Source organism: Aquabacterium sp. J223, assembly GCF_024666615.1.
In the GTDB taxonomy this organism is placed as follows: Bacteria; Pseudomonadota; Gammaproteobacteria; order Burkholderiales; family Burkholderiaceae_C; genus J223.
Genome location: NZ_CP088297.1, coordinates 3,270,493 through 3,297,139 on the forward strand (window position 1 = coordinate 3,270,493; position 26,647 = coordinate 3,297,139).

A 26,647-nucleotide genomic window follows, 5' to 3' on the forward strand; every position below is an offset into this window, starting at 1 on the left:
GGTGTAATCGGTGAGCGGCCCGGTGCGCTATCGGCCAAAAGGCCCCCACACCGGCTCGCGCATGTCGATGCCGCTGGTGACCAGCGGACGGCGCGCCCGGCCGTCGACGGTCGAGCTCATCAGCACGTCGCGCCCGCCCTGCCGGGTGGCGTAGACGAGCAGCCGGCCATTGGGCGCGAAGCTCGGGCTCTCGTCATCGTTCGTGTCGCTGATGACCGAGACGTTGCCGCCGGCGAGGTCCAGCACCGCCACCTTGAAGGCATTGCCCTGGCGGGTGACGTAGGCCAGCTGGCGGCCGTCCGGGCTGATCGACGGGCTGATGTTGTAGTTGCCGGAGAAGGTGACGCGCTCGGCGTTGCCGCCGCCGGCGGGCATGCGGTAGACCTGCGGCTGCCCGCCGCGGTCGCTGACGAAATACAGCAGCTTGCCGTCGGCGCTGAACACCGGCTCGGTGTCGATGGCCGAGCTCTGCGTGATGCGGCGCGGCGTGCCGCCGTCGCGACCGATGAGGTAGAGCTGGCTGCCGCCGCCGAGCGTCAGCGTCACCGCCAGCTGCGAGCCGTCGGGCGACCAGGCCGGGGCGCTGTTCGAGCCGCGGAAGTTGGCCACCTGCCGGCGCTGGCCGCTCTGCACGTCCTGCACCCAGACCACCGCCTTCTGCGTCTCGAAGGACACGTAGGCCAGTTCGCGGCCGTTGGGCGCCCAGGCCGGCGAGATGATGGGCTCGGGCGAGTTCAGCGCCACCTGCCCGCCCTCGCCGTCGGCGTCGGTCACGCGCAGCGTGTAGCGCCCCGCGCCGCGGGTGACGTAGGCGATGCGGGTGGCCGCCACGCCCTTCTCGCCGGTGATGCGCTCGTACACCGCGTCGGCGATGCGGTGCGCCGCCAGCCGCAGATCGGCGGCGGCCACCGCGTAGCTCTGGCCGCCAAGGTCGCTGCCGCGCACCACGTCCCACAGCTTGTAGCGCACGTCGTAGCGGCCATCGGCCAGGCGGCTGACCGAGCCGACCACCAGCGCATCGGCGCCGCGGTTGCGCCAATCGGCCACCACCGGCTGGCTCAGCTCGTCCAGGCCGGGCTGGGCGTCGATGCCACGGAAGACGCCGCTGCGCTCCAGGTCGGCGCGCACGATGGCCGCCACCGGCTGGCCGCCGGACGCCTCGTCGCGGAACGGCGCGATGGCGATCGGCAGCTGGGTGGCGCCGACGCCGCTGATGTCGACGCGGAACTGGGCCAGGGCCGGCGCCGCCAGCCCCGCCCCGAACAGGGCGAGGCAGTCGCGGCGTGGCAGCTTGAAGGGGCGGTCGCCGCGGCGACCGCACGGTGCTGGAATGGGGTGGGGCGTTCGGGCTGGGTCATCACGAGCCGAGGCGCGGGCAAGGCGCGGGCCAAGTCGTACCCGCGCGGCGAGGAACCGGCCGGCAAGGGCCGATGCCCATGGGCATCCGGTGGCGCGGCCGGCATTGTAGGCACGGCCCGTGGCGGCGGGGCCAAGCCCCCGGATGGAGCCCGGGGCCGCCGGTTGCTGAAGCGCCCGGTCATGGGCCGCCGCTAGCATGGGCTGTGCGCGCCCGACCCATCACAGGAGAACCGCCGATGCCCCAGTCCGTGGTCCGGCTTGCGCCGCAGACGAATTCCCACCTCCCGCCGCCCGACCGGGTGGACGCGCCGCGTCTGCTCGTGCGCGACATCGCCTCGCCGGCCGCGCTGCGGGCGGAGCTGCTGGCCGGCCTGCTGGCCGAGGCGCCCACCATCGCGCCGAAGCACCTGTACGACGGCCAGGGCGCGGCGCTGTACGACGCGCTGGTGCGGCTGGACGAGTACCTTCCCCCGCGCCTGGAAGCCGCGCTGTTCCAGCGCCACCGCGCGGCCATCCTGCAGGCGCTGCCGCAAGCCGCGCAGTGGATCGACCTGGGTTGCGGTGACGGCGCCAAGGCGCGGCCCTGGCTGCGAGCCACCGGCGCCCGCCGGTACGTCGGGGTCGACATCGCGCCGGACTGGCTGGCCGACACGCTTCGCCGCACCGCGGCCGACGCGCCGGAGCTGGACGTGGTCGGCGTGGTGACCGACTTCAGCCGGTCGCTGGACCTGCAGGCGCTGCTGGGCGAATCGTCGGCGCCGCGGGTGTTCTTCTACCCCGGCTCGTCGATCGGCAACTTCGAGCGTTCGCAGGCGCTGGCGCTGCTGAAGGCGGTGCGCGGCCACCTGCACGGACCCGCCGACCGCCTGTTCATCGGCGTCGACGGCGTCAAGGCCGAACCGGTGCTGGTGGCGGCCTACGACGACGCGCTCGGCGTGACCGCCGCCTTCAACCGCAACGTGCTGCGGGCGGTGAACCGGGCGCTGGGCAGCGACTTCGACCCGCGGGCGTTCGACCACCAGGCGGTGTTCGACCGCGAGGCGTCGCGCATCGAGATGCGGCTGGTGCCCCGGCGTGACCAGCTGGTGCGCCTGCCCGGCGCGCCGGAGGGCGAGCGCTGCTTCGAGGCGGGCCAGCCCCTCGTCACCGAGCACTCGCACAAGTGGGCGACGGCCGCCTTCGCCGACCTGTTGCGCGACGCCGGCTTCGGCCGGGTGCTGCCCTTCGACGATGGCGAGGGGTACGCCGTCTTCGTGGCGGGGGCGATGTCGTGAGCGGGGTCAACACCGTCGCACTCGCACGGCGCCTGGCGGACGTGCGGCGGCAGAGCATGGCGCTGGCCGAGGGCCTGTCCGCCGAGGACTGCCAGCTGCAGTCCATGGACGATGCCAGCCCGGTGAAGTGGCACCTGGCCCACACCACCTGGTTCTTCGAGACCTTCGTGCTCGACGGCCAGGCCGGCTACCGCGCCTTCGACGAACGCTACCGCGTGCTCTTCAACTCCTACTACGTCGGCGTCGGCGAGCGCTTCGCGCGGCCGCAGCGCGGCCTGCTGTCGCGGCCGTCGCTGGACGACGTCATGGCCTACCGGCGGCACGTCGACGAGGCGCTGGCGCAGGCGCTGCGCCGGGGGCCGACGCCGCGCCAGGCCGAGCTGCTGACGCTGGGCCTGCACCACGAGCAGCAGCACCAGGAGCTGATCCTCACCGACCTGCTGCACCACTTCAGCGTCAACCCGCTGGCGCCGGCATACCGGCCGGCGGCGGCGGTCGCCAGTTCACCGCCGCGGCCGATGCGCTTCGTCGACCACGCCGGCGGCGCGGTCGAGATCGGCGCCGAGGCCACCGGCTTCGCCTTCGACAACGAACGGCCACGCCACACCGTCTGGCTCGCCCCCTATGCGCTGGCCGACCGGCTCGTCACCGAAGGCGAGTACCTGGCCTTCGTCGAGGACGGTGGCTACCGGGAGCCGCGCTGGTGGCTGTCCGACGGCTGGGACGCGGTGCAGCGCCTGGGCTGGCGGGCGCCGCTGTACTGGCGCGAGGAGGCGGCTGGCGTCTGGCGACGCTTCGGCCTGCTCGGGCTGCAGCCCCTGCGCACGGACGCGCCGGTGTGCCACGTCAGCTACTACGAGGCCGACGCCTACGCCCGCTGGGCCGGCGCCCGGCTGCCCACCGAGGCCGAATGGGAACACGCCGCCATCGTGGCGCTGGCCGAGGGCCGCGCCGCGACCGGCACCCTGCTGGAGGACGGCCGCTTCGCGCCGCAGCCCGCCCGTCCGGTGGCCGACGGTGGGCTGGCGCAGCTGCCCGGCGACTGCTGGCAGTGGACCGCCAGCGCCTACCTGCCCTACCCCGGCTTCCGCACCGACGAGGGCGCCGTCGGCGAGTACAACGGCAAGTTCATGGTCAACCAGATGGTGCTGCGCGGAGGCTCCTGCGCCACGCCCCGCAGCCACTGGCGCGCGAGCTACCGCAACTTCTTCCCGGCCGGCGCCCGCTGGCAGTTCAGTGGCGTGCGTCTGGCGCGCTGACGCCGGACGACCCCCGACGCGGCATCGGCCGCCGTCGCCGCGCCGGACTCACGGTCGGCGCGGGTCGACCGGCAAGGTCGACAAGGTCGGCAAGAACGACACATCCGGAGACGGTCTTACAAAAGAAATCGCCGGGCCAGGATTCACATCCCAGACCCGGCGTTCAAGTTCCCCGAGCGTCGTCGTTCTTGTTGTCGCCCGGCCGGCGCTCGCTTTCACCGTCCGGGCAAGATCCTGTTGCAAACAACGTGCCACTGTGCCGGCCGCCACGGTCCCGGGGCGGGCAGCCCTCACGCCGCGCCGCGCCGCTGCCGCACCAGGCCTTCGACCGCCAGCCGGTAACCGTCGATGCCGAAGCCGACCACGACGCCGGCGGCCGCCGGCGACACGAACGAATGGTGGCGGAACGCCTCGCGCGCATGCACGTTGGAGATGTGCACCTCCACCACCGGCACCTGCGCGCCCTTGATGGCGTCGTGCAGCGCCACCGACGTGTGGGTGTAGGCGCCGGGGTTGAACACCACCCCGAGCAGCGTGCCGGCGGCCACCCGCCGCCCGGCGTCCTGCAGGGCGTCGATCAGTTCGCCCTCGTGGTTGCTCTGCCGGCATTCCACCTGGCAGCCCAGCGCGGCGGCCGCTTCGGCGCACAGGCGCTCCACGTCGGCCAGCGTGGCGCTGCCGTACACCGCCGGCTCGCGCTGGCCGAGCAGGTTGAGGTTGGGGCCGTTGAGGATGAGGAGGGTCGGGGGCATGGCAGGTCCGGGTGTCGGCATGGCGCGGGTCACATCAACACGATGTCGTACTGCTCGGCCGACATCGCGCTCTCGGCGGACAGCGAGATCGGCTTGCCGATGAAGTCGGACAGGCCGGCGAGGTGGGTGCTCTCTTCGTCGAGCAGCATCTCGACCACGGCGGGCGAGGCGACGATGCGGAACTCCTTGGGTTCGAACTGCCGCGCCTCGCGCAGGATCTCGCGCAGGATGTCGTAGCAGACGCTGCGCGCGGTCTTGACCTGGCCGCGGCCGTCGCACACCGGGCACGGTTCGCACAGCATGTGCGCCAGGCTCTCGCGGGTGCGCTTGCGCGTCATCTCCACCAGGCCGAGCTGGGTGAAGCCGCTGATCGTCGTCTTGGTGCGGTCGCGCGCCAGCTGCTTGCGGAACTCGGCCAGCACCGCGTTGCGGTGCTCCTCGCGCGCCATGTCGATGAAGTCGACGATGATGATGCCGCCCAGATTGCGCAGCCGCAGCTGCCGCGCGATGGCGCCGGCCGCCTCGAGGTTGGTCTTGAAGATGGTGTCCTCGAAGTTGCGCGCGCCGACGAAGCCCCCGGTGTTCACGTCCACCGTGGTCAGCGCCTCGGTCTGGTCGATGATGAGGTAGCTGCCGCTCTTCAGCTCCACCCGCCGCGCCAGCGCCTTCTGGATCTCGGCGTCGATGTTGTGCAGGTCGAAGATCGGCCGCTCGCCGCGGTACAGCGCCAGCTTGCCGACCGCACCCGGCGAATACGCCTGGCCGAACGCGGCGAGGTGGTCGTACTGCAGCCGCGAGTCGATGCGCACGGTGCCGGTCTGCTCGTTGGCCATGTCGCGCAGCACACGCTCGGCCAGGCTCAGGTCCTGGTGCAGCAGGGTGCCGGGCGGCTGGCGGTGGGCGCCGTCGCGGATGGCCGCCCAGGTCTTGCGCAGGTAGGCGATGTCCTCCGCCAGCTCCTGGTCGCTGGCGTCCTCGGCGTTGGTGCGCAGGATGAAGCCGCCGCCGGGCTCGCCCTTGCGCGGGCTGGTGCCGGCGGCCACCTCGGCCTCGGCCGCGGCGGCGGCCAGCGCGGCGACCCGCTGGCGCAGCTGCTCGCGCAGCTCCGGCGAGCCGATCTTCTGCGACACGCCGATGTGCGAGTCCTGCGGCAGGAACACCAGCAGCCGCCCCGCGATGCTGATCTGCGAGGACAGCCGCGCGCCCTTGGTGCCGATCGGGTCCTTGACCACCTGCACCGTCAGCGTCTGGCCCTCGAACAGCAGCCGCTCGATCGGCACCGGCACCGCACCCGGCTCGCGGCCGGCGGCCAGGTGCAGGTCGGCCACGTGCAGGAAGGCCGCCCGCTCCAGCCCGATGTCGACGAAGGCCGACTGCATGCCGGGCAGCACGCGCGCCACCTTGCCGAGGTAGACGTTGCCGACGAGGCCACGCTCCAGCGTGCGCTCGATGTGCAGCTCCTGCACCGCGCCGTTCTCGACGATGGCGACGCGGGTCTCCTGGGGCGTCCAGTTGATCAGGATGTCTTGCATGCGGCCGATTGTGCGGCTCGTGCGGCTCGCCGCCGGCGCCCCGGGCGTCAGGGCGGCAGCAGCCCCGCCTGGCGCAGCAGGCCGGCGGTCTCGAACAGCGGCAGGCCGACGATGCCGGAATGGCTGCCCTCCACCCGCTCGACCCAGGCCGCGATGGCGCCCTGGATGGCGTAGCCGCCGGCCTTGCCGAAGGGCTCGCCACCGTCGACGTAGCGCTCGATGGCCTGCGCCGGCAGGGGCGCGAAGCGCACGGTCGAAACGCTGAGCGCCAGCGCCGCATCCCGGCCCGGCACCCCGCCGAGCGCCACCGCCGTGAGCACCCGGTGCGCGCGGCCCGACAGCGCCGCCAGCATGTCGCGCGCATCGGAGGCATCGCGCGGCTTGCCCAGGATGCGTGCCTCCAGCGCCACCGTGGTGTCCGCTGCCAGCACCGGCGCCGCCGGCAGCGCCCTTCGCTCGAGGCGCTGCAGGGCGGCCTGCAGCTTGGCCAGGGTGACCCGGCGCACATAGGCCTCGGGCGGCTCGCCGGGTCGCTCGGCCTCGAGCGCCTCGGCGTCCTCGTCCTCCCCGGGCAGCAGCAGCTGGTGGGCGACGCCGATCTGGTCGAGCAGCTGCCGCCGGCGCGGGCTCTGGGAGGCCAGGTAGATCATGCGCGGCCGCTCACTCGCGGTGGTAGGGATGGCCGGTGTGCAGCGACCACGCGCGGTACAGCGCCTCGGCCAGCAGCACCCGCACCATCGCGTGCGGCAGGGTGAGGTCGGACAGCCGCAGCGCCTCGTCCGCCGTCGCCTTGAACTCGGGCGCCAGCCCGTCCGGACCGCCGACGACGAAGGCGACGTCGCGGCCGTCGCCGCGCCAGAAGGCCAGCCGGTCGGCCAGCTGCGCGCTGGTCAGCCGGGCGCCGCGTTCGTCCAGCACCACGCGGCGCGCGCCGCGCGGCACCGCGGCCTGCAGGCGCTCGGCCTCGGCGGCCATCATGGCCTCCACCGTCTTGCCGGTGGTGCGGGGCTCGGCCTTCACGGCCTTGAGCACGAGCACGCAGTCGGCGGGAAAGCGGCGGGCGTAGTCCTCGTACGCGGCATCGGCCCACGCCGGTTGGCGCAAGCCCACGGCGGCGAGGACCAGCTTCACCGCCGGGGCCGCCTCAGCGGCCGCGGGAGGCCGCGCCGGTCTTCTTCGCCGCGGCCTTGCGGGCCGGGGCCTTCTTGGCGGCGGCCTTGCGCGGCGCCCCGACGACGATGGTGGTGGTCTTGGTCGGGCCGCCCAGCTGGCCTTCGCTGCGGGTGATGGCGCCGCGGCCGGCGGCCGCCGTTTTGCGGGCCGGCGCCTTCTTCGCCGCGGCCTTCTTGGCTGGAGCCTTCTTCGCCGGGGCTTTGGCGGCCGCCGTCTTCTTGGCCGCTGCCTTGCGGGCCGGCGCCTTCTTCGCCGCCGGCGCCGGTGCGTCGTCCTCGTCCTCGTCGTCGTCGGTGCGCTCGGCCTTCGGCAGGCCGGCCTTGCCGTCGCCGCCCAGCTTCAGCTTCACCGGCTTGTCGCCCCAGATCTCTTCGAGGTGGTAGTAGTCGCGGATGGCCGGCTGCATGATGTGGGCCACGGCGGCGCCGCAGTCGACGATGATCCACTCGCCGTTGTCCTCGCCCTCGGTGCGCAGCACCTGCATGCCACGCGACTTCACCGCGTCGCGGACGCTGGCGGCCAGCGCCTTGGTCTGCCGGTTGGACGTGCCCGAGGCGATGATCACCCGCTCGAACAGCGGGGACAGGTGTTCGGTGTTGAACACCAGGATGTTCTGGGCCTTGGTGTCTTCCAGGCCATCGACGATGGCCCGTTGCAGCTTGCGGATGTCCATTCAGCTCCGGTGTGGTTCGGGCGGGGCCGCCCGGTAGAGGGCGTGGCGGTCAATATAGCTTGCGACGGCCGGGGGCACCTCCCCGGCAATGCCCATCCCGGCGGCCACCGCCTCGCGCAGCGCGGTGGCGGCGGTGGCCATCGGCGCGAGCGGCAGCGCGACCACCCGGTGCGGCACGGCGGCCAGCGCGTCCGGCGGTTGCGGCGGTGCACCGGCGCGGCCGGCCACCGCGAGCGTGGCCAGCGACAGCAGGTCGGGCCAGCGCCGCCAGGTGTCCAGCCGGCCGTACTGGTCCTGGCCGAGGACCAGGAACCACTCGGCGCCCTGCCCGTCCGCGCGTGCCTGCAGCGCTTCCAGCGTGTCGGCCGTCACCGTGGCCTCGGGATGGTCGACCTCCCAGGTCTCGATGGCCATGCGCGGCTCACCGGCGAAGGCGAGCCGCGTCATCGCCAGGCGGTGCTCGGCCGGCGTCATCGCCTGTGCCGCCTTCTGCCACGGCTGGCCGGCCACCACGATGCGCAGTTCGTCGAGCTGCAGGTGGTCGCGGGCAAGGCGCGCCAGCGCGAGGTGGGCGTTGTGCGGCGGATCGAAGCTGCCGCCGAAGAATCCGACCCGACGGGTCACGGGGCCGGCGCGCCCGGCTCGGCCCATTGGCGGGGCCGCAGGAAGTCGTCGTAGAGGCGCGCCTCGGGCGAGCCGGGCTCGGGCCGCCAGTCGTAGCGCCAGGCGGCCTGCGGCGGCATGGACATCAGGATCGACTCGGTGCGCCCGCCCGACTGCAGGCCGAACAGCGTGCCGCGGTCCCACACCAGGTTGAACTCGACGTAGCGGCCTCGGCGGTAGGCCTGGAAGTCGCGCTCGCGCTCGCCGTAGGCCATGCCCCGACGCCGCTCGACGATGGGCGCGTAGGCCGGCAGGAAGGCGTCGCCGGTGGCCCGCATCAGCGCGAAGCCGCGGTCGGCGCCGCCCTCGGCGAAGTCGTCGAAGAAGACGCCGCCGATGCCGCGCGGCTCCTGCCGGTGCTTGAGGAAGAAGTACTCGTCGCACCAGCGCTTGAAGCGCGGGTAGAGGTCGGCGCCGAGCGGGTCCAACGCATTGCGGCAGGTCGCATGGAAGTGCGCCGCGTCTTCCTCGTGGGGGTAGTAGGGCGTCAGGTCCATGCCGCCGCCGAACCACGCCACGACGTCACCGCCGTCCGGCGTGGCGGCCAGCATGCGGACGTTGAGGTGCACCGTGGGCACGTGCGGGTTGCGCGGGTGCAGCACCAGCGAGACGCCCATGGCCTCGAACGGCGCGCCGGCGAGTTCGGGCCGGTGCTGCGTCGCCGACGGCGGCAGCTGCGGCCCGGTCACGTGCGAGAAGTTGCAGCCGCCGCGCTCGAACAGCGCGCCGCCTTCGATCAGCCGCGAGACGCCCTCGCCCTGCAGCCGCTCGCCCGGCGGGCGGGTCCAGCGGTCGGTGACGAAGGCGCCGCCGTCCAGCGCCTGCAGCCCGTCGACGATGCGCTGCTGCAGGCCCAGCAGGTACTCGCGCACCTGCTGCGGCAGCCCGGGGTCTTCGCTCATCGCGGATGCTCCACCCACGTCCCCGTGGGGACAGGTCGCCATCGGCGACCAGGGGCAGCGGTGCCAACACGCGAGCCCGGCACGATCCGGGTCTCCCGGTCGTGTCGGGGGCCCCTCGGGGGGCGGCCGTCAGACGGCCGGGGGTCGTCGTCATCGCGACTTGATGGCCCGCCAGCCGATGTCGCGCCGGAACTGCATGCCGTCGAAGCGGATGCCCGACAGCGCGTCGTAGGCCCGCGCCTGCGCCAGCCGCGCCGATTCGCCCAGGGCGGTGACGCACAGCACCCGGCCGCCGCTGGTCACCAGCGTGCCGTTGGCGTCGCGCGTGCTGCCGGCGTGGAAGACCACCGCGTCGCCGGCCTCCGCCGGCAGGCCGGTGATGGGGTCGCCCTTGCGCGGCTGCAGCGGGTAGCCGGGCGCCGCCATCACCACGCCGAGCGCGAAGCGGCGGTCCCATTGCAGCGACACCTCGTCCAGCGTGCCGTCGGTGGCGTGCAGCAGCACCTCCAGCAGGTCGCTCTTCAGCCGCATCAGGATGGGCTGCGTCTCGGGGTCGCCCATGCGGGTGTTGAACTCCAGCGTCTTCGGCTGGCCGTCGGCGCCGATCATCAGACCGGCGTAGAGGAAGCCCGAGAACGGGATGCCGTCGGCCGCCATGCCGGCGATGGTGGGCAGGATGATCTCGTGCATGGCCTTGGCGTGCACGTTCGGCGTGACCACCGGCGCCGGCGAGTAGGCGCCCATGCCGCCGGTGTTCGGCCCCTGGTCGCCGTCCTGCAGCCGCTTGTGGTCCTGGCTGGTGGCCAGCGGCAGCACGTGCTTGCCGTCGCACAGCACGATGAAGCTGGCCTCCTCGCCTTCGAGGAACTCCTCGATGACGACGCGCGCGCCGTCGGCGTTGTGCTGCACGCCGAGCGTGTTGTCGACCAGCATCATGTCGACCGCCTCGTGCGCCTCGGCCAGCGTCATCGCCACCACCACGCCCTTGCCGGCGGCCAGGCCGTCGGCCTTGACGACGATGGGCGCGCCGACCTGCTCCAGGTGGGCATGCGCCGCCGCCGGGTCCGAGAACACCGCATGGTGCGCCGTCGGGATCTTGTGCCGCTGCATGAACGCCTTGGCGAAGGCCTTGGAGCTCTCCAGCTGCGCCGCCGCCTTGGTCGGGCCGAAGATGCGCAGCCCGCGCGCGCGGAAGACGTCGACCACCCCGGCGGACAGCGGCTGCTCCGGCCCGACCACGGTGAGCGCCACCTTCTCCTTCTGCGCGAAGTCGGCCAGCGCCTGCACGTCGGTGATCGGCAGGTTGCGCAGCCGTGGATCGAGCGCGGTGCCGCCGTTGCCCGGTGCGACGTAGACGGTCTGCGTGCGCGGGCTCTGTGCCAGCTTCCAGGCCAGGGCGTGCTCGCGTCCGCCGGAGCCGATGACCAGGACTTTCACTCCGCGATCTCCGCGTTGTGGAAGACCGCCTGCACGTCGTCCAGGTCCTCGATGACGTCGAGCAGCTTCTGCATGCGCTGGGCGTCCTCGCCGGCCAGCTGGATGCTGTTCTCGGCGCGCATCGTCACCTCGGCCATCTCGGGCTTGAGGCCCTTGGCCTCCAGCGCGGTCTTGACCGCCTCGAAGTCGGCCGGCGGGGTCAGCACCTCCAGGCTGCCGTCGTCGTGGGTCACCACGTCGTCGGCGCCCGCCTCCAGGGCGGCCTCCATCAACGCGTCCTCCGGCGTGCCGGGGGCGAACACCAGCTGTCCGCAGTGCTTGAACTGGAAGGCCACCGAGCCCTCCGTGCCCAGGTTGCCGCCGTGCTTGCTGAAGGCATGCCGCACCTCGGCCACGGTGCGCACCCGGTTGTCGGTCATGCAGTCGACGATGATGGCCGCGCCGCCGATGCCGTAGCCCTCGTAGCGGATCTCCTCGTAGTTGACGCCTTCGAGGTTGCCGGTGGCCTTGTCGATGTTGCGCTTGACCGTGTCGGCCGGCAGGTTCACCGCCTTGGCCTTCTCGATGGCCAGCCGCAGCCGCGGGTTGGCCGACGGGTCACCGCCGCCCTGCCGGGCGGCGACCATGATTTCGCGGATCACCCGCGTCCATGCCTTGCCGCGCTTCTCGTCCTGCCGCCCCTTGCGGTGCTGGATGTTGGCCCACTTCGAATGCCCTGCCATGGCGCGGAAACTCCTCGGGTCGCCCGGTGACGCAGCAGGCGTGCCGGGACGGATGTTCGTTAGACTGGCCCGAGTTTACCGGGGGTCCTCCCCCCGCCTGGCCCGGGCCCGCCCCCGCCCCGGCCGGCCCACGAAGACCCAGAGGAGCCGCATGGCCGACCCCATCCTCGTCGCCAGCCATGGCGCGGTGCAGTGCGAGCTGCTGCCGGCGCTGGCCAACCGGCACGGCCTGGTGACCGGCGCCACCGGCACCGGCAAGACGATCACGCTGCAGGCGCTGGCCGAGGGCTTCTCCCGGCTGGGCGTGCCGGTGTTCCTGGCCGACGTGAAGGGCGACCTCACCGGCATCAGCCAGCACGGAAAGGTCGGCGACAAGCTCGCCGCGGTGCTGGCCGAGCGCGGCCTGCCGACGCCGGAACCCACCGCCTGCCCGACCACGCTGTGGGACGTCTTCGGCGAGCAGGGCCACCCGGTGCGCGCCACGGTGTCCGACCTGGGGCCGCTGCTGCTGGCGCGCATGCTCTCGCTCAACGAGACGCAGGCCGGCGTGCTGCAGATGGTGTTCAAGATCGCCGACGACCAGGGCCTGCTGCTGCTGGACCTGAAGGACCTGCGGGCGATGCTGCAGCACGTGGGCGACAACGCCAGCCAGTTCACCACCACCTACGGCAACGTCAGCGCCGCCAGCGTGGGCGCCATCCAGCGCGGCCTGCTGCAGTTGCAGGCGCAGGGCGGCGACAGGTTCTTCGGCGAGCCGATGCTGGACATCGCGGACTTCCAGCAGACCGTCGACGGCCAGGGCGTCATCAACATCCTCGCCGCCGACAAGCTGCTCAACGCGCCGCGCCTGTACGCCAGCTTCCTGCTCTGGCTGCTGTCCGAGCTGTTCGAGACGCTGCCCGAGGTGGGCGACCTGGACAAGCCGAAGCTGGTCTTCTTCTTCGACGAGGCGCACCTGCTGTTCGACGACGCGCCCAAGGTGCTGATCGAGCGCATCGAGCTGGTGGTGCGGCTGGTGCGCTCGAAGGGCGTCGGCGTCTACTTCGTGACGCAGAACCCGCTGGACATCCCCGACACCGTGCTCGGCCAGCTCGGCAACCGGGTGCAGCACGCGCTGCGCGCCTTCACGCCGCGCGACCAGAAGGCGGTGAAGACGGCGGCCGAGACGCTGCGCGCCAACCCGAAGATCGACACCGCCACCGCCATCACCGAGCTCGCGGTGGGCGAGGCGCTGGTCAGCCTGCTCGACGAAAAGGGCCGGCCGAGCGTGGTCGAGCGGGTCTTCGTCCACCCGCCGGGCAGCCGCATCGGCCCGGTGACGCCCCAGGAGCGCCAGGCGCTGATGGCCGGCTCGCTGGTCGCCGGCGTCTACGAGAAGGCGGTCGACCGCGAATCGGCCTACGAGAAGCTGGCGGCCCGTGCGACGGCCAGCGCCCAGGCCGCGCCCGCCGCCACCGGTGGGACCGCGGGCGGCGCCGCGCCGGCCGGCGGGGCGCCGGGCGGCAGTGCGCTTGGGGGCCTTGGCGACGTGCTGTTCGGCAGCACCGGCCCGCGCGGCGGGCGGCGCGAGGGCCTGGTCGAGGCGATGGCCAAGTCGGCCATCCGCACCATGGGCAGCACGGTGGGCCGCGAGATCATCCGCGGCGTGCTGGGCGGCATCCTCGGCGGCGGCAAGCGGCGCTGACGCCGCGGCTGGCGCCGCCGCCGCGTCGGCTCGCGCCATCGGGGGGTCGGTTCGTCGCGACGGGATGGCCGGCGCCGTGCCCCGCCACCACAGTCCGGGCACCGGGTCCCGCCCACCGACCGCACCCCGCCATGAGCCCCTTCACCTCCCCCGCCGTCGCCATCCACCTGACCGTCGCACTGGCCGCGCTGGTGCTCGGGCCGGTGGCCCTCAGCGCCCGCAAGGGCTCGCGCCTGCACCGGACGGCCGGCTACGCCTGGGTCACGCTGATGCTGCTGGCCGCCGGCTCCAGCGTCTTCATACGCGACTTCCGGCTGCCCAACATCGCCGGCTACACCCCCATCCACCTGCTGACGGTGCTCACCTTCGCCGGCATCGCCCGCGCGCTGTGGGCGGTGAAGCACGGACGCATCGCGCTGCACAAGGCGGTGATGTGGTCCACCTACCTCGGCGGCTGCGTCGGCGCGGGCACCTTCGCCCTGCTGCCGGGGCGCTTCCTCGGCGACCTGCTGTGGAACCGGGCGCTGGGCCTGAACATCGGCCGCAACGCGACGCCGGTCACCGGCGACGGGTCGCTGGTCACCACCTCCGCATCGGCCGGCGCGGCCGCGCTGGCCGGCCTGCCGCTGGGCAACGTCGTCGGCCAGGTCCTGCGCCACACGCCGGGCTGGGTCTGGGCCCTGCTGCTCGCGCTGATCCTCCTCGGTGCGGTGCAGCTGCGGCGCCGGGTCCTGTCCCGCGGCCGGCTGATGGTGATGCCGCTGGCGCTGGGCGGCTTCTCCCTGTGGGGCACGGCGTCCGCCTTCGGCGCGGCGCCGACGGTGCTCGTCGCCTGGGCGGCGGGCCTGGCGGCCGTGGTCGTGCTGGCGCGGCGTCTGCCGATGCCGCATGGCGAGCGCCTGGCCGACGGCCGCATCGCCGTGCCCGGCAGCCCCTGGCCGCTGGTGACCATGCTGGCCATCTTCGGCCTGCGCTACGCCGTCACCGTCAGCCTGGCGCTGCACCGGGAATGGGCTCAGGCGCCGGCGTTCGCCCTGCCGATCGCGGCGGCCTATGGGGCGCTGTCCGGGGTGTTCGTCGCCCGGGCGGTGGCGCTGCTGCGGTCGGCGCCCGCCGATGCCGCCGCTAGACTGCGCTTCGCCACTGTGTCGGCCCGGCCGTGATGACCGCACTCGACCGCTTCCTGCTGTTCGTCGCGCTGCCCGCGGTGGTGCTGGCCTCGCTCGTCGAGGCGCTGGTGCTGTCGCGCCGGCAGGGCTACGACTGGAAGGCGGCCGGGGTGTCGCTGACCGACCTGGTGCTGCGGGTGGCCACGCAGCTGCTGCTGCCGCTGTCCATCGCCACGCCGCTGATCGCGTGGGCCTACCAGCACCGGCTGGCCGACATCGCCCTCGACGGCTGGGCCGCCTTCGTGTTGCTCTTCATCGGCCAGGAGTTCTGCTACTACGGGTTCCACCGCGCCGCGCACCGGGTGCGCTGGTTCTGGTGCAACCATGCGGTGCACCACTCGCCCAACGAGCTGAACCTGTCGGCCGCCTACCGCATCGGCTTCCTCGGCCGCGCCACCGGCAGCTCGGTGTTCTACGTGCCGCTGGTGTGGCTGGGCTTTCCGCCGCGGGTGGTGTTCGCCATGCTGTCGCTCAACCTGCTCTACCAGTTCTGGATCCACGCCACCTGGATTCCGCGCCTGGGCTGGCTGGAGGGCTGGGTCAACACGCCGTCGGCGCACCGGGTGCACCACGCGGCCAACCTCGACTACCTGGACGCCAACTACGGCGGCGTGCTGCTGGTCTTCGACCGGCTGTTCGGCACCTACAAGCCCGAGCGCGACGAGCTGCCCTGCCGCTACGGCCTGGTCACGCCGCTGGTCAGCTACAACCCGCTGACGGTGGAATTCCACCAGTGGCTGCTGCTGGCACGCGACCTGTCCAAGGCGAGGCGCCTGCGCACGGTGCTGGGCCTGTTGTTCAGGCCGCCGGGGTGGAACCCCCACGGTCGCGGCACCACCACCGAGGAACTGCGCGCCGCGGCACGACGGGGCGACGCCGGGGCACGTCCGTCGCCCCCGGCGGCGACGGCCGCCGCGGGCTGACCCATGGCGCAGAGTTCACGGCCGCAGGACTTCCTGCGCCGCGGCGGCCTGACGGCGGTCATCTGCGTGGCCATCGCGCTCGGGCTGTCGCTGATGCGCGGCAGCCCGCTGGACCGGCAGCTCGTCTACGCGCTCGGCACCGGCCTGCCGATCTGGCTGCTGCTGGACTTCGGCCGCTTCGCCTTCCAGCACGATGCCAACCGCGGCTGGCCCGAGGGCTGGCGCGCCTGGGTGCTGCAGGTGGGCGGCATCGGCAGCGGCTTCGTCGTCGGCAACCTGCTGGGCGACGCCTACAGCGGATGGTCGACGCTGTCGCTGTGGCGGCAGTCCCCGCGCGCCTTCGCCGGCTACCTGCTGGTGTCGCTGCTGTTCAGCGCGGGCGTGTCCTACTTCTTCTACGCCCGCGGCCGGATGCAGTACCAGCTGCGGCAGCTGGCCGCCGCGCAGCGCGACGCCGCCGAAGCGCAGCTCAAGCTGCTGCAGGCCCAGCTCGAGCCGCACATGCTGTTCAACACGCTGGCCAACCTGCGGGTGCTGATCGGGCTGGACCCGCCGCGGGCGCAGGCCATGCTCGACCGGCTGATCGCCTTCCTGCGCGCCACGCTGGCCGCGTCGCGCAGCGAGCGCCACGCCCTGGCCGCCGAGTTCGAGCGCCTGGCCGACTACCTGGCGCTGATGCAGGTGCGCATGGGCGACCGGCTGGCGGTGCGCTTCGACCTGCCCGACGAGCTGCGCGGCCAGCCGGTGCCGCCGCTGCTGCTGCAGCCGCTGGTGGAGAACGCCGTCGTGCACGGGCTGGAGCCGAAGGTCGAGGGCGGCCGCATCGAGCTCAGCGCCCGGCGGCAGGACGGCATGCTGCAGCTGAGCGTGCGCGACACCGGCGTCGGCCTCGGCCAGGCACCCTCGTCGGACGGCACCCGCTTCGGCCTCGACCAGGTGCGGCAGCGGCTGCAGTCGTTGTATGGCCCGGCCGCTTCGTTCGACCTGCAGGCTGCCGCCGATGCGCCGGGCGGCACGCTGGCCGTCATCCGGCTGCCGGCGCAGGAGGACGCCCGATGACCACCGCCCTGATCGCCGAAGACGAACCGCTGCTGGCCGAAGCGCTGCGCCAGGACCTGCTGCGGCTGTGGCCCGGGCTGCAGGTGGTCTGCATGGCGGCCAACGGGGAGCAGGCGGTGCAGCAGGCCCTGCAGCACCGGCCGCAGCTCGCCTTCCTCGACATTCGCATGCCCGGCCTGAGCGGCCTGGAGGCCGCGCAGGCCCTCGCGGAGGAATGGCCCGACGCCGACGACGCGCCGCCCTTCCCCTGCTGGTCTTCGTCACCGCCTACGACCAGTACGCGCTCGACGCCTTCGAGCGCCAGGCGGTGGACTACCTGCTGAAGCCGGTGCAGCCGGAGCGGCTGAAGGGGGCGGTGCGCCGGCTGCAGCAGCGCCTGGCCGAGCGCCAGGCGGCGCCGGCGCCGCAGGCGCTGCAGGCGGCGGTGGCCCAGCTGCGCGGGCTGCTGGCGCCGTCCGCGTCCGCGGGCGCCGCACCGCCGCAGCGCCTGGAGGTGCTGCAGGTGGGCAGCGGCAACACCATCCACTTCGTGCCGGTCGACGAGGTGCTGTACTTCGAGGCCGCCGACAAATACCTGCGCGTCGTCACGGCCGGGCATGAGCACGTGATGCGGCTGGCCCTGCGCGAGCTGCTGCCGCAGCTCGACCCCCAGCGCTTCTGGCAGGTGCACCGCGGCACGGTGGTGCAGGTGCGCTGCATCGAGCGCGCCCAGCGCGACGAGGCCGGCAAGCTGTCGCTGTCGCTGCGCGGCCGCCCCGAACGGCTGGCCGTGAGCCGGCTGCACGCCCACCTGTTCAAGGGCCTCTGAGGCCCCGGCCCCGCCGCCCCGGCCCGATAAGCCGCCCACATCGGCCCCTCGCAAACCTCATCCCGCCCGGCCCGCATCCGCCATAGGCTCGGGCGATGCAAGATACCGATCTGATCGTCGTCGGCGGCGGCCTGGCGGGCCTGACCGCCGCGGCCGACGCCGGCCGTGCCGGGCTGCGCTGCACCGCCTTCGCCGGACCGGTGCCCGGCGGCCTGCTGCTGTCCATCGAATCGGTGGAGGGCCTGCCCGAGCATCCGGACGGCATCCCGGGCTACGACCTCTGCCCGATGGCCCAGGAAGCGGCGATGGACGCCGGCGTGCACTTCGTCGACGAGGAGGCCGAGGCGCTGGAGCCGACCGCCGGCGGCTGGGTGGTCCGCAGCGCGGGCGCCGCCTGGCAGGCGCGCGCGGTGATCCTGGCCCCGGGCAGCCGCCTGCGCACGCTCGGCGTGCCGGGCGAGGCCGAACTGGCCGGCCAGGGCGTCAGCCACTGCGCCAGCTGCGACGGCCCGCTGCTGCGCGGCAAGCCGGTGGCGGTGGTCGGTGGCGGCGACGCCGCCTGCCAGGAGGCGTTGACGCTGGCCCAGCACGCCAGCGCCGTGCACCTGCTGGTGCGGCGCGACCGGCTGACCGCCCGCGACGCCTGGCAGCAGCGGGTGCAGGCGCAGCCGAAGATCACCGTGCACACCGGCGCCTGCGTCGAGGCGATCGAAGGCGGCGGCGCCGTGGAGGCGGTGCGGCTGGCCGACGGCCGGCGGCTGCCGGTGCACGGCGTCTTCGTCTACGCCGGCCTGCTGCCGAACACCGACTGGCTGCGTGGCGTGGTCGAGCTCGACGCCGACGGCCGCATCCTCACCGACGCCGGCTGGCGCACCGCATCGCCCGGCGTCTTCGCCGCCGGCAGCGCCCGCGCCGGCCAGGGCGGGCAGGCCGCCGACGCCGTCGCCGACGCGGCGGGCGCCGTGCTTGCCGCCAAGAACCACCTGGGCTGACGCCCCCGATGAATCCATGACAGGAGACCCCACGATGTCCCGAACGATACAGGTCCACGACCCCCGCGGCTACCCGCCGAAGGTGTCGGCCAAGCGGCTGGCGGCGCGCCTGCCGTCGCTGGACGGCAAGACCGTCCACCTCGTCGACTGCCTGTTCGACAACTCCGACGCCTTCATGCGCGAGCTGCAGATCTGGTTCGGCGAGCACATGCCCAGCGTCAAGACCGAGATCGTCAGGCCGCGCGAGAGCTGGGTCGACGACCCGGAGATGCGCGCGCGCATCGTCAAGGACGCGGACGCGGCGATCTTCGGCGTCGGCCTCTGAAGCACTTGCTGCCCGACGGTCGCCGGGCTCGCAATGGCAGTCGAGGCCGACGGTGTTCCCACCGTCGCCATCCACACCCATCCCTTCGCCCGCCTGGTCAAACAGGCGGCCCGTGCCAACGGCACACCCACCGCGCGGCAGCTGTTCGTGCCGCAGCCCATCGTCGGGCTGTCGCCGTCGCAGCTGCGCGAGTACATCCACGGCACCAACCCGGTGAGCAAGCGGCCCTTCCTGGCCGAGATGCTCGACGGCCTGACCGGCGAGCTGACGGCCGAGGACATGGCCGGCGTCGGCTTCGAGCGCGACACCCCGCGCCTGCTGGAGCCGGCCACCGAGGACGACCTTCACCGCCGCTTCGAGGACGAGCGTTGGACCGACTTCCTGCCCATCGTGCTGCCCACCGAGGAACGGGTGGAGGCCATGCTGCGCGGCACCAGCCACCCGCGCGACAAGGTCGTCGGCCAGCTGCGGCCGGCCAACTTCCGCGAGTTCTGGCAGTTCACCGTCGAGAAGGTGGCGGTGAACGCGGTGATGGCGGGCGCGCGGCCGGAGTACTTCCCGCTCATCCTGGCCATGGCCGCCAGCGGCATGAGCGCCCGCTCCAGCAGCACCACCAGCTGGGCGACGCCGTCGATCGTCAACGGCCCCATCCGCCACGAGATCGGGCTGAACAGCGGCATCGGTGCGATGGGCCCCTACGCCCACGCCAACATGGCGGTGGGCCGGGCGCACGGGCTGCTCAGCCAGAACCTGCAGGGCGGCTCCGTGGTCGGCGAGACCTACATGGGGTCCATCGGCAACGCCTACAACGTGGCCTGCACCTGGGCCGAGAACGAGGAGCGCAGCCCCTGGGAGCCGCTGCACGTGCAGCGCGGCCTCAAGGCCGAGGACTCGGCGGTCACCGTCTACCTCGGCGGCTGGTACACGCTCAGCGGCTTCGGCCCGCGCGAGACCTGGGCAGCGCGCATGCGGCAGGCGCTGCAGGCGGCGGAGAACTACAGCCCGCCCATCCTGCTGCTCGACCCGCTGGTCGCCCGCGGCTTCGTGGACAAGGGCTTCGTGCGCAAGCAGCAGCTCATCGACTGGCTGCACGAGAACAGCCGGGTGCCGGCGCGCGAGTTCTGGGACGACCAGTGGGTGCAGACGCTGCTCAAGCCCAAGGCCGTCGACGGCCAGGAGCCCTGGGCCACGCTGCTCAAGGCCGCGCCGGACGCGCTGGTGCCCAAGTACCGCGCCGAGGACATCAGCGTGGTGGTGCTGGGCGGCGAGACGCAGGGCGCCTGGAAGATGGTGAGCGGCAACGGCAGCCGGGCGGTGACGGTGAAGGTCGACGACTGGCGGTGACCCTGGCGGCGGAGGCGCCGTGATCGTCGCCACGGCCGGCCACGTCGACCACGGCAAGACGACCCTGGTGCACGCCCTCACGGGCGTGCGCACCGACCGCCTGCCGGAGGAGCGCCGGCGCGGCATGACGATCGAGCCGGGCCATGCCCACCTCGACCTGCCCACCGGCCGCAGCGTCAGCCTCGTCGACGTGCCGGGCCATGCCGACTTCCTGCGCCAGGCCGTCGCCGGGCTGGCGGCGGTCGACGCCGTGCTGCTGGTCATCGCCTGCGACGACGGCCCGCGCCGGCAGACCCACGACCACCTGGCGCTGCTGGACCTGCTGGGCGTCCATCGCGGCGCGGTGGTGCTGAACAAGGCCGACCGCGTCGACGCCGGTCGCATGGCCACGCTGCAGGCCGAGGTCGACGCGCTGCTGGCCGGCAGCCCGCTGCAGTCGGCGCCGCGCCTGATGGTCAGTGCGACCACCGGCCAGGGCCTCGACGGGTTGCGCACGCTGGTCGACGACTGGGCGGCGTCGCCGCCCGTCACGCGGCCCGGCGCCCGTTTCCGCTTCGCCGTCGACCGCGCCTTCCGCCCGCCGGGCCTCGGCACGGTGGTCACCGGCACCGTGCTGTCGGGCGCCGTGCGGCCGGGCGATGCGCCGGTGCTGTCGCCCGACGGCACGCCGGTGCGGGTGCGTTCGCTGCAGCGCCACGGCCAGGCCACCGATCGGGCCGAGGCCGGCGAGCGCTGCGCGCTGGCGCTGGCCGGTGTGGCCCTGGAAGGCCTGGGGCGCGGTCAATGGCTGCTCCACCCCGACCTGCACGCGCCCGCCGCCCGGCTGGACGCCCGCCTGCGCCTGCGGCCCGACGCGCCGCGTGCGCTGGACGGTGCCGTCCCCACCCGGTGGCGTGTGTACCTCGGCACGGCCGCGGTCGGCGCACGGGTGCTGCCGCTGTCGCCGCGCCGGCTGGTGCCGGGCGAGAGCGGGCTGGTGCAGTTGCTGCTCGACGCGCCGGTGGCCGCGCTGCACGGCGACCGCTTCGTGCTGCACGACACCGCCGCCCAGGCCCTCGTCGGCGGCGGGCGGGTGCTGGACAGCGAACCGCCGCGCCGCGGCCGCGCCAGCGACGCCCGGCTGGCGGAATTGCAGGCGCTGGACCACGACGATGCGGCCGCCGCGCTGGCCGGCCTGCTGGCCGCCCGGCCGCAGGGGGTGGACCCGCAGGCCTTCGCCCGCCAGCGCAACCTCGACCCGTCGGCGTTGGACGACCTTCGCGCCAGCCAGCCCATCGAAGCGGTGGCCACGTCGCACGGCCCGCGCTGGCTGCACGCGGACCGCTGGCGGCAGTTGCAGCGGTCGCTGACCGACGCGCTGGACGCCTGGCATGCCGAACGGCCGGACAGCCGCGGGCCGAGCGAGGCCGTGCTGCTGAAGGCCGTGCAGGACCCGGCGGCGCAGGGCCAGGACCGGCCGCTGCGCCTGGCCGCGCTGCAGGCCGCACTGGCCGCCGGCGCCATCGAACGCGACGGCTTCGCCCTGCGGCGGCCCGGCCACGTCGCCCGGCTGGCCGAGGCCGACGCCCGCCTGCTGGCCGAACTGCACCGCGTGATGGCGCCGATGGGCCTTCGCCCGCCGCCGCTGGGCGACCTGGCGGCGCTGCTGCAGCGACCGGTGCCCGACACGCTGCAGGCGCTGCAGCGGCTGTGTGACCTCGGCCACCTGGTGCAGGTGGCCCGCAACCGCTACTTCCTGCCGGAGACGGTGGACGCGCTGATGGCGGTGGCGCGGGACACCGCGGCCTCGGCGCCCGACGGCCGCTTCGATGCGGCCAGCTTCCGCGACCGCTCGGGGGTGGGCCGCAACCTCAGCATCCAGCTGCTGGAGTTCTTCGACCGCATCGGCTTCACCCGCTACGCCAGGGAGCGGCGAACGATCCGATGAGGGCGTGCGGCAAAAGCGATGGCGGAAGGGAATGGGAGTCGAACCCACCCGGCGGCGCGTGGCGCCACCCACCGGGTTTGAAGCCCGGCCGACCCACCAGGATCGTTTCCCCTCCACATGCCGCCGGACCGTTTCGGCGCGGCGGCGAGGCGCATGGTAAGGGCAGTGGCGAGCCGCCGCTGGCGCCGCGCCGGCGGCGTTTCACGCCACGGAGGCGCCGTCTGTCGCGTCGGCCGGGCGTCGCGACACGCCGCTCGGCACGATGGCGCCCATGTCATCCCAGGAGCCCGCCATGTCACCCGCCTCAGACCTCGCCCATGTCGATCCTGCCCTGCTGGCCCGCGCCCGCCGGCGCTTGGGGCTGAAGAAGGGGCTGGCCGTCCATGCCACGGTCTATCTGCTGGTCAACGCCGGCCTGCAGCTGATCGACGCGCTGACGGGCGGCCGGCACTGGGCGGTGTTCCCGCTCGCCGGCTGGGGCCTGGGGCTCGGGGTGCACGCGGCCGTCACCTGGCTGGCCCTGCAGACCGACGGCCGGCAGGACGATTGGCTGCAGGCCGAGGTGGCGCGGCTGCGCCGCCGGGACGCGGCGCGCTGACGGACTACCAGCCGCGCCCGTGGCCGTGGCCATGCCAATGGCCATGCCCGTGTCCACGGCCATGCCAATGGCCGGGGCCCCGCCGTGCCAGCGCGGCGGCGGCGCGTAATAGACCGGCGGCGGCGGCGCCACCACCACCGGCGGCGACCACACCGAGGGCGGCGGGCCGTACGGATAGGCCGGCCGCACGTACACCGGCTGCGGCACCGAGTAGACCGGCGCCGGATAGGCGACGACGCCGGGCACCCCGATGCCGATGGACCAGCTCACGCCGCCGCCCGCCAGGGCGGAGGTGGCGGCCAGGGGGCCGGCCAGCAGCAGGCCGGCGGCGGCCGCCCGGACCCAGCGCAGTGAAGAAGGCTTGCGGATCATGGTGCAACTCCTGGCGAACGGCCCGCCTGCCAGATGCAGGGCGCGCGTCGCCACAAGGCTTCGAACGCGGCAGCCGGCCGGCCGGTTCACAGCGGCTTTGTAAAGATTCTTGTGCGCCGCCGGCCGGCGGGCGTGCGAGCCCCGTTCCCTAGAATCGGCGGGCCACCCCAGCCAACCCTCAGCGCCGGTCCCCGGGCCGTTGCGGCCACCATGTCGTCTTCCCCTGCCAAGCCTGCTTCGACGTCCGCCCCCCGCCCCCAGCCACAACTTCCTGCGAGGCATCCTCGAGCGCGACCTGGCGCAGGGCACCTACGCCGGCCGCACCTGGCACGGCAGCCCGGGCGACGCGGCGCACCAGGCGCAGGGCGGGCCTGATCCCGCGAAGGTGCGGCTGCGTTTCCCGCCCGAGCCCAACGGCTACCTGCATGTCGGCCACGCCAAGAGCATCTGCCTGAACTTCGGCCTGGCGCGCGACTTCGGCGGCGTGTGCCACCTGCGCTTCGACGACACCAACCCGGAGAAGGAAGAGCAGGAGTACGTGGACGCCATCGTCGACGCGGTGCGCTGGCTGGGCTTCAACTGGGACGCCGACAACGGCGCCGGGGTGGTGACCAGCCACCTCTACTACGCCAGCGACTACTTCGACTTCATGTACCGGGCGGCCGAGGCGCTGATCGAGGCCGGCCTGGCCTATGTCGACGAGCAGACCCCCGAGCAGATGCGCGCCAGCCGCGGCGACTTCAACACCCCGGGCACCGACAGCCCGTTCCGCGGCCGCAGCCCGCAGGAGAACCTGGCGCGCTTTCGCGAGATGCGCGACGGCCGTCATCCGGACGGCGCGATGGTGCTGCGCGCCAAGATCGACATGGCCTCGCCCAACATCAACCTGCGCGACCCGGCGATCTACCGCATCAAGCACGCCACCCACCACAACACCGGCGACCGCTGGTGCCTCTACCCGATGTACACCTACGCGCACCCGATCGAGGACGCGCTGGAGAACATCACCCACAGCGTGTGCACGCTGGAGTTCGAGGACCAGCGGCCCTTCTACGACTGGCTGCTCGAGCACCTGGCCACGCTCGGCCTGCTCAAGCACCCGCTGCCCAAGCAGTACGAGTTCGCGCGGCTCAACCTGACCTACGTGGTCACCAGCAAGCGCAAGCTCAAGGCGCTGGTCGACGAGGGCATCGTCGACGGCTGGGACGACCCGCGCATGCCCACCATCCTCGGCCTGCGCCGGCGCGGCTACACCCCCGAGGCGATCCAGCTCTTCTGCGAGCGCATCGGCGTGACCAAGGACTACAGCTGGATCGACTACGCCACGCTCGACGCCGCGCTGCGCGACGACCTGGAGGGCAAGGCGCCGCGCGCGATGGCGGTGCTCGACCCGGTGAAGCTGGTGCTGCAGAACTGGGACGAGGTGATCGGCGCCGGCCAGGTGGAACCGTGCAGCGCGCCGGCCCACCCCCCACCACCCCGACCTCGGCCAGCGCCAGTTCAGCCTCGGCCCCGAGGTCTGGATCGAACGCGAGGACTTCCAGGAAGAACCGCCCAAGGGCTACCACCGGCTGTACCCGCCGCGCTACGACGGCCAGGGCGGCCGCCTGCCGGGCAGCACCGTGCGGCTGAAGTACGGCTACGTGATCGAGTGCACCGGGCTGCGCAAGAACTTCGACGGCAGCCTGGCCGAGGTGCACGCCAAGCTGGTCCCCGACACGAAGAGCGGCACCCCCGGCGCCGACCGGGTGAAGACCAAGGGCGTGATCACCTGGGTCGGCGTGCACGACGCGGTGCCGGCCGAGGTGCGCCTGTACGACCGCCTCTTCACCGACCCCCAGCCCGACGCCGGCGGCAAGGACTTCAAGGCGCTGCTGAACCCCGACGCCAAGCGGGTGGTCACCGCCTACCTGGAGCCATCACTGGCCGACGCGAAGCCGGACCACCGCTTCCAGTTCGAGCGCCACGGCTACTTCGTCAGCGACGCCAAGGACCACCTGCCCAGCCAGGGCCGGGCGGTGTTCAACCGGATCACGGGGTTGAAGGACGGCTGGGGGGAAGTGACCACGCTGGCCGAACAGGTCGCGGTCGTCGGCCTGATCCCCGCAACGCTGTTCGCTGGGCCGGGCGTCGCCATCGGGCTGCTGCAACATCGCAAACGCCGTGAACGGGCCAGGCGGCGTTCACCCCTGCCGCATGGCTCTACCTGCTGAGGGAGACCGGCCACAGCCTGCGCGAACAGCTGGACGCGTTGCAGACGGACGTGATGCTCGACGTCTTCCTGCCGTCCACCATGCCGCTCGCGTTGTTGGCAGTCTGGCTGACCCAGGCCCATCTGGCGGAGACCACGGGCTACACCACGCCCCAGGCGCTGAAAGGCCGCGAAGGCGCAACGGTACGATTCGACGGCAACACACTGCAGTTCCCGGCCGGCAAAACAATCGCGCCGTTGGAGCAATCGAACGCTGACACGGGAAGGCGATGTTTGTTTGATGGCTGTCGGCCAGGAGCGACCTCTCGTGGAGGGCTGCTTTCGTGCAAAGCCAGAGCGCCGCATCAGCCCCTCGCTCGCCGACAGCGGGGCCGACGCACTGACGCGCGGAAGGAGCCTGCGCACCCGCGATTGCCTAGGCAGCCGCGGACCACACTTGGAGCTCTTGTCGCCTAGCGCGCATCCATCCCGATCTCAAGCGGCAACGGCGCTTCGGGGTGGACGAGGCCACCGGCCCGCAACTCGCGCCAGAAGTCGCTCGGCACCACCTGCTCCAGCGCGGCGCGGTCCTCGGCGATGCGCCCGGGCCGGCTGGCACCAGGGACCACAGCGGCGACGGCGGGGTGGGCGAGTGCGAACTGCAGCCCGGCGGCTTTCATGCTGACGCCGTGGCGCTCGGCAACGGCCTTGATGGCTGAAACCCTTTGGAGGATCGCCGGCGTGGCTGGCGCGTACTCGAAGTTTGGTCCGCCGACCAGCGCGCCCGAGCTGTACGGCCCGCCGACCACGATGCTTAGGCCACGCTCGACCACCTTGGGCATCACGCGCTGCAGCGCGCGCGAGTGATCGAGCAGCGTGTAGCGGCCCGCCAGCAGGAAGCCGTCCGGCCGCGGCCCTTGCAGGTCGAGCAGCAGCTCGATCGGCTCCACGCGGTTCACGCCCAGGCCCCAAGCCTTGATGACGCCTTCGTCACGCAGCCGGTCCAGGGTCTTGAAGGCGCCCCGACGCGCGCTGTCGAAGACCGAGAGCCATTCGTCGCCGTAGAAGTCCTGCGCCACGTCGTGCACCCAAACGATCTCGATGTGGTCTGTCTTCAGGCGCCGCAGGCTGTCGTCGATGGAGCGCAGCGTGGCATCGGCCGAGTAGTCGTTGACGATGCGGTTCGGCCGACCGTGCTGGAACACCTGGCCCTTTTCGCCGAGGTCGCGCGTGCTCGGGTCCTCCACCTCGTCGAGGATCAGGCGGCCCACCTTCGTGCTGATGACGTACTCGTCGCGCGGACGGTCGGCCAGCGCCTCGCCCATGCGAAGCTCGGCCAGGCCCGCGCCGTAGAACGGCGCGTTGTCGAAATAGCGGATGCCGTCGTTCCAGGCCGCATCCACCGTCGCCCGTGCCTCCGCTTCCGGGATGTCACGGAACATGTTGCCCAGCGGCGCGGTGCCGAAGCCCAACTTGCCGGGGAGAAGGTCTCTCAGTGCCATGTTCAGG

21 protein-coding genes, 1 tRNA gene and 2 pseudogenes are annotated in these 26,647 nt (G+C 73.0%); 12 read left to right on the top strand and 12 right to left on the bottom strand.

Going from position 1 to position 26,647, the window contains the following annotated elements; translation table 11 throughout:
- Positions 1-27: 27 nt before the first annotated feature.
- Entirely contained in the window at positions 28-1,290 is a 1,263-nt protein-coding gene (gene tolB / locus LRS07_RS15575; RefSeq protein ID WP_260502132.1) for a Tol-Pal system beta propeller repeat protein TolB, read from the bottom strand.
- 305 nt (positions 1,291-1,595) lie between these two features.
- Here tolB and LRS07_RS15580 point away from each other — a divergent pair, with 305 nt between their 5' ends.
- Positions 1,596-2,633, top strand: coding sequence for an L-histidine N(alpha)-methyltransferase (locus tag LRS07_RS15580; protein ID WP_260498898.1), 1,038 nt, complete (start codon positions 1,596-1,598; stop codon positions 2,631-2,633).
- Positions 2,630-3,892 carry an ergothioneine biosynthesis protein EgtB gene (gene egtB / locus LRS07_RS15585; protein WP_260498899.1) on the top strand — a complete coding sequence of 421 codons (1,263 nt, stop codon included), beginning with the start codon at positions 2,630-2,632 and terminating at the stop codon, positions 3,890-3,892. Before LRS07_RS15580 ends, egtB begins: the two co-directional genes overlap by 4 nt.
- Before the next feature lie 290 nt (positions 3,893-4,182).
- Here egtB and aroQ read toward each other — a convergent pair whose 3' ends face one another.
- From aroQ to LRS07_RS15630, 9 genes are all read right to left on the bottom strand, one after another.
- A complete protein-coding gene (gene aroQ / locus LRS07_RS15590) occupies positions 4,183-4,644 on the bottom strand; it encodes a type II 3-dehydroquinate dehydratase (RefSeq protein ID WP_260498900.1) in 462 nt (153 codons plus the stop codon).
- A gap of 29 nt (positions 4,645-4,673) precedes the next feature.
- Positions 4,674-6,176: a ribonuclease G gene (gene rng / locus LRS07_RS15595; RefSeq protein ID WP_260498901.1), complete on the bottom strand. Its 1,503-nt coding sequence runs from the start codon at positions 6,174-6,176 to the stop codon at positions 4,674-4,676.
- Positions 6,177-6,223: 47 nt separating this feature from the next.
- Positions 6,224-6,826, bottom strand: coding sequence for a Maf family protein (locus LRS07_RS15600; protein ID WP_260498902.1), 603 nt, complete (start codon positions 6,824-6,826; stop codon positions 6,224-6,226).
- 10 nt (positions 6,827-6,836) lie between these two features.
- The gene (gene rlmH / locus LRS07_RS15605) at positions 6,837-7,307 is read right to left on the bottom strand and encodes a 23S rRNA (pseudouridine(1915)-N(3))-methyltransferase RlmH (protein ID WP_260498903.1); all 471 of its coding nucleotides are present in this window, start codon (positions 7,305-7,307) and stop codon (positions 6,837-6,839) included.
- Positions 7,308-7,320: 13 nt separating this feature from the next.
- Positions 7,321-8,022, bottom strand: a complete 702-nt coding sequence (gene rsfS / locus LRS07_RS15610; protein ID WP_260498904.1) for a ribosome silencing factor — start codon at positions 8,020-8,022, stop codon at positions 7,321-7,323.
- Complete coding sequence (nadD, locus tag LRS07_RS15615) at positions 8,023-8,646, bottom strand: nicotinate (nicotinamide) nucleotide adenylyltransferase (protein ID WP_260498905.1); 624 nt, start codon at positions 8,644-8,646, stop codon at positions 8,023-8,025. It abuts the gene before it with no gap.
- Complete coding sequence (gene hemF / locus LRS07_RS15620; protein WP_260498906.1) at positions 8,643-9,587, bottom strand: oxygen-dependent coproporphyrinogen oxidase; 945 nt, start codon at positions 9,585-9,587, stop codon at positions 8,643-8,645. The genes nadD and hemF overlap by 4 nt, the downstream gene beginning before the upstream one ends.
- 150 nt (positions 9,588-9,737) lie before the next feature.
- The gene (gene purD / locus LRS07_RS15625) at positions 9,738-11,024 is read right to left on the bottom strand and encodes a phosphoribosylamine--glycine ligase (protein ID WP_260498907.1); all 1,287 of its coding nucleotides are present in this window, start codon (positions 11,022-11,024) and stop codon (positions 9,738-9,740) included.
- Positions 11,021-11,746, bottom strand: coding sequence for a YebC/PmpR family DNA-binding transcriptional regulator (locus tag LRS07_RS15630; RefSeq protein ID WP_260498908.1), 726 nt, complete (start codon positions 11,744-11,746; stop codon positions 11,021-11,023). Before LRS07_RS15630 ends, purD begins: the two co-directional genes overlap by 4 nt.
- 151 nt (positions 11,747-11,897) lie before the next feature.
- On the opposite strand from LRS07_RS15630, the gene LRS07_RS15635 reads away from it, so the two are divergent.
- The 8 genes and pseudogenes from LRS07_RS15635 to selB all read left to right on the top strand — a co-directional run bounded on the left by LRS07_RS15635 (position 11,898) and on the right by selB (position 21,977).
- Positions 11,898-13,430: a helicase HerA-like domain-containing protein gene (locus LRS07_RS15635; protein ID WP_260498909.1), complete on the top strand. Its 1,533-nt coding sequence runs from the start codon at positions 11,898-11,900 to the stop codon at positions 13,428-13,430.
- A gap of 131 nt (positions 13,431-13,561) precedes the next feature.
- Complete coding sequence (locus LRS07_RS22040; RefSeq protein ID WP_312028306.1) at positions 13,562-14,593, top strand: DUF6622 family protein; 1,032 nt, start codon at positions 13,562-13,564, stop codon at positions 14,591-14,593.
- On the top strand, positions 14,593-15,522 hold the full coding sequence (locus LRS07_RS15645; RefSeq protein ID WP_260498910.1) for a sterol desaturase family protein: 930 nt from the start codon (positions 14,593-14,595) through the stop codon (positions 15,520-15,522). The genes LRS07_RS22040 and LRS07_RS15645 overlap by 1 nt, the downstream gene beginning before the upstream one ends.
- Positions 15,523-15,525: 3 nt before the next feature.
- Positions 15,526-16,581: a sensor histidine kinase gene (locus tag LRS07_RS15650; RefSeq protein ID WP_260498911.1), complete on the top strand. Its 1,056-nt coding sequence runs from the start codon at positions 15,526-15,528 to the stop codon at positions 16,579-16,581.
- A pseudogene (locus LRS07_RS15655) lies at positions 16,578-17,389 on the top strand (LytR/AlgR family response regulator transcription factor). Before LRS07_RS15650 ends, LRS07_RS15655 begins: the two are co-directional and overlap by 4 nt.
- A gap of 95 nt (positions 17,390-17,484) precedes the next feature.
- A complete protein-coding gene (locus LRS07_RS15660) occupies positions 17,485-18,381 on the top strand; it encodes an NAD(P)/FAD-dependent oxidoreductase (protein ID WP_260498912.1) in 897 nt (298 codons plus the stop codon).
- A 34-nt stretch (positions 18,382-18,415) separates the two neighbouring features.
- Complete coding sequence (locus LRS07_RS15670; protein WP_509909124.1) at positions 18,416-20,050, top strand: UGSC family (seleno)protein; 1,635 nt, start codon at positions 18,416-18,418, stop codon at positions 20,048-20,050.
- A gap of 19 nt (positions 20,051-20,069) precedes the next feature.
- Entirely contained in the window at positions 20,070-21,977 is a 1,908-nt protein-coding gene (gene selB, locus LRS07_RS15675; protein ID WP_260498915.1) for a selenocysteine-specific translation elongation factor, read from the top strand.
- 19 nt (positions 21,978-21,996) lie between these two features.
- On the opposite strand, the gene LRS07_RS15680 is transcribed toward selB, so the two are convergent.
- Positions 21,997-22,092, bottom strand: a tRNA-Sec gene (locus LRS07_RS15680).
- Positions 22,093-22,269: 177 nt separating this feature from the next.
- On the opposite strand from LRS07_RS15680, the gene LRS07_RS15685 reads away from it, so the two are divergent.
- Positions 22,270-22,575: a 2TM domain-containing protein gene (locus LRS07_RS15685; RefSeq protein ID WP_260498916.1), complete on the top strand. Its 306-nt coding sequence runs from the start codon at positions 22,270-22,272 to the stop codon at positions 22,573-22,575.
- A 595-nt stretch (positions 22,576-23,170) separates the two neighbouring features.
- Positions 23,171-25,007: pseudogene (locus LRS07_RS15690) on the top strand (glutamine--tRNA ligase/YqeY domain fusion protein); the annotation flags it as partial.
- A 604-nt stretch (positions 25,008-25,611) separates the two neighbouring features.
- Here the strand turns inward: LRS07_RS15690 and LRS07_RS15695 are convergent.
- Positions 25,612-26,640 (bottom strand): aldo/keto reductase, encoded by a 1,029-nt coding sequence (locus LRS07_RS15695; protein ID WP_260502133.1) that lies wholly within the window; start codon positions 26,638-26,640, stop codon positions 25,612-25,614.
- Positions 26,641-26,647: the final 7 nt, after the last annotated feature.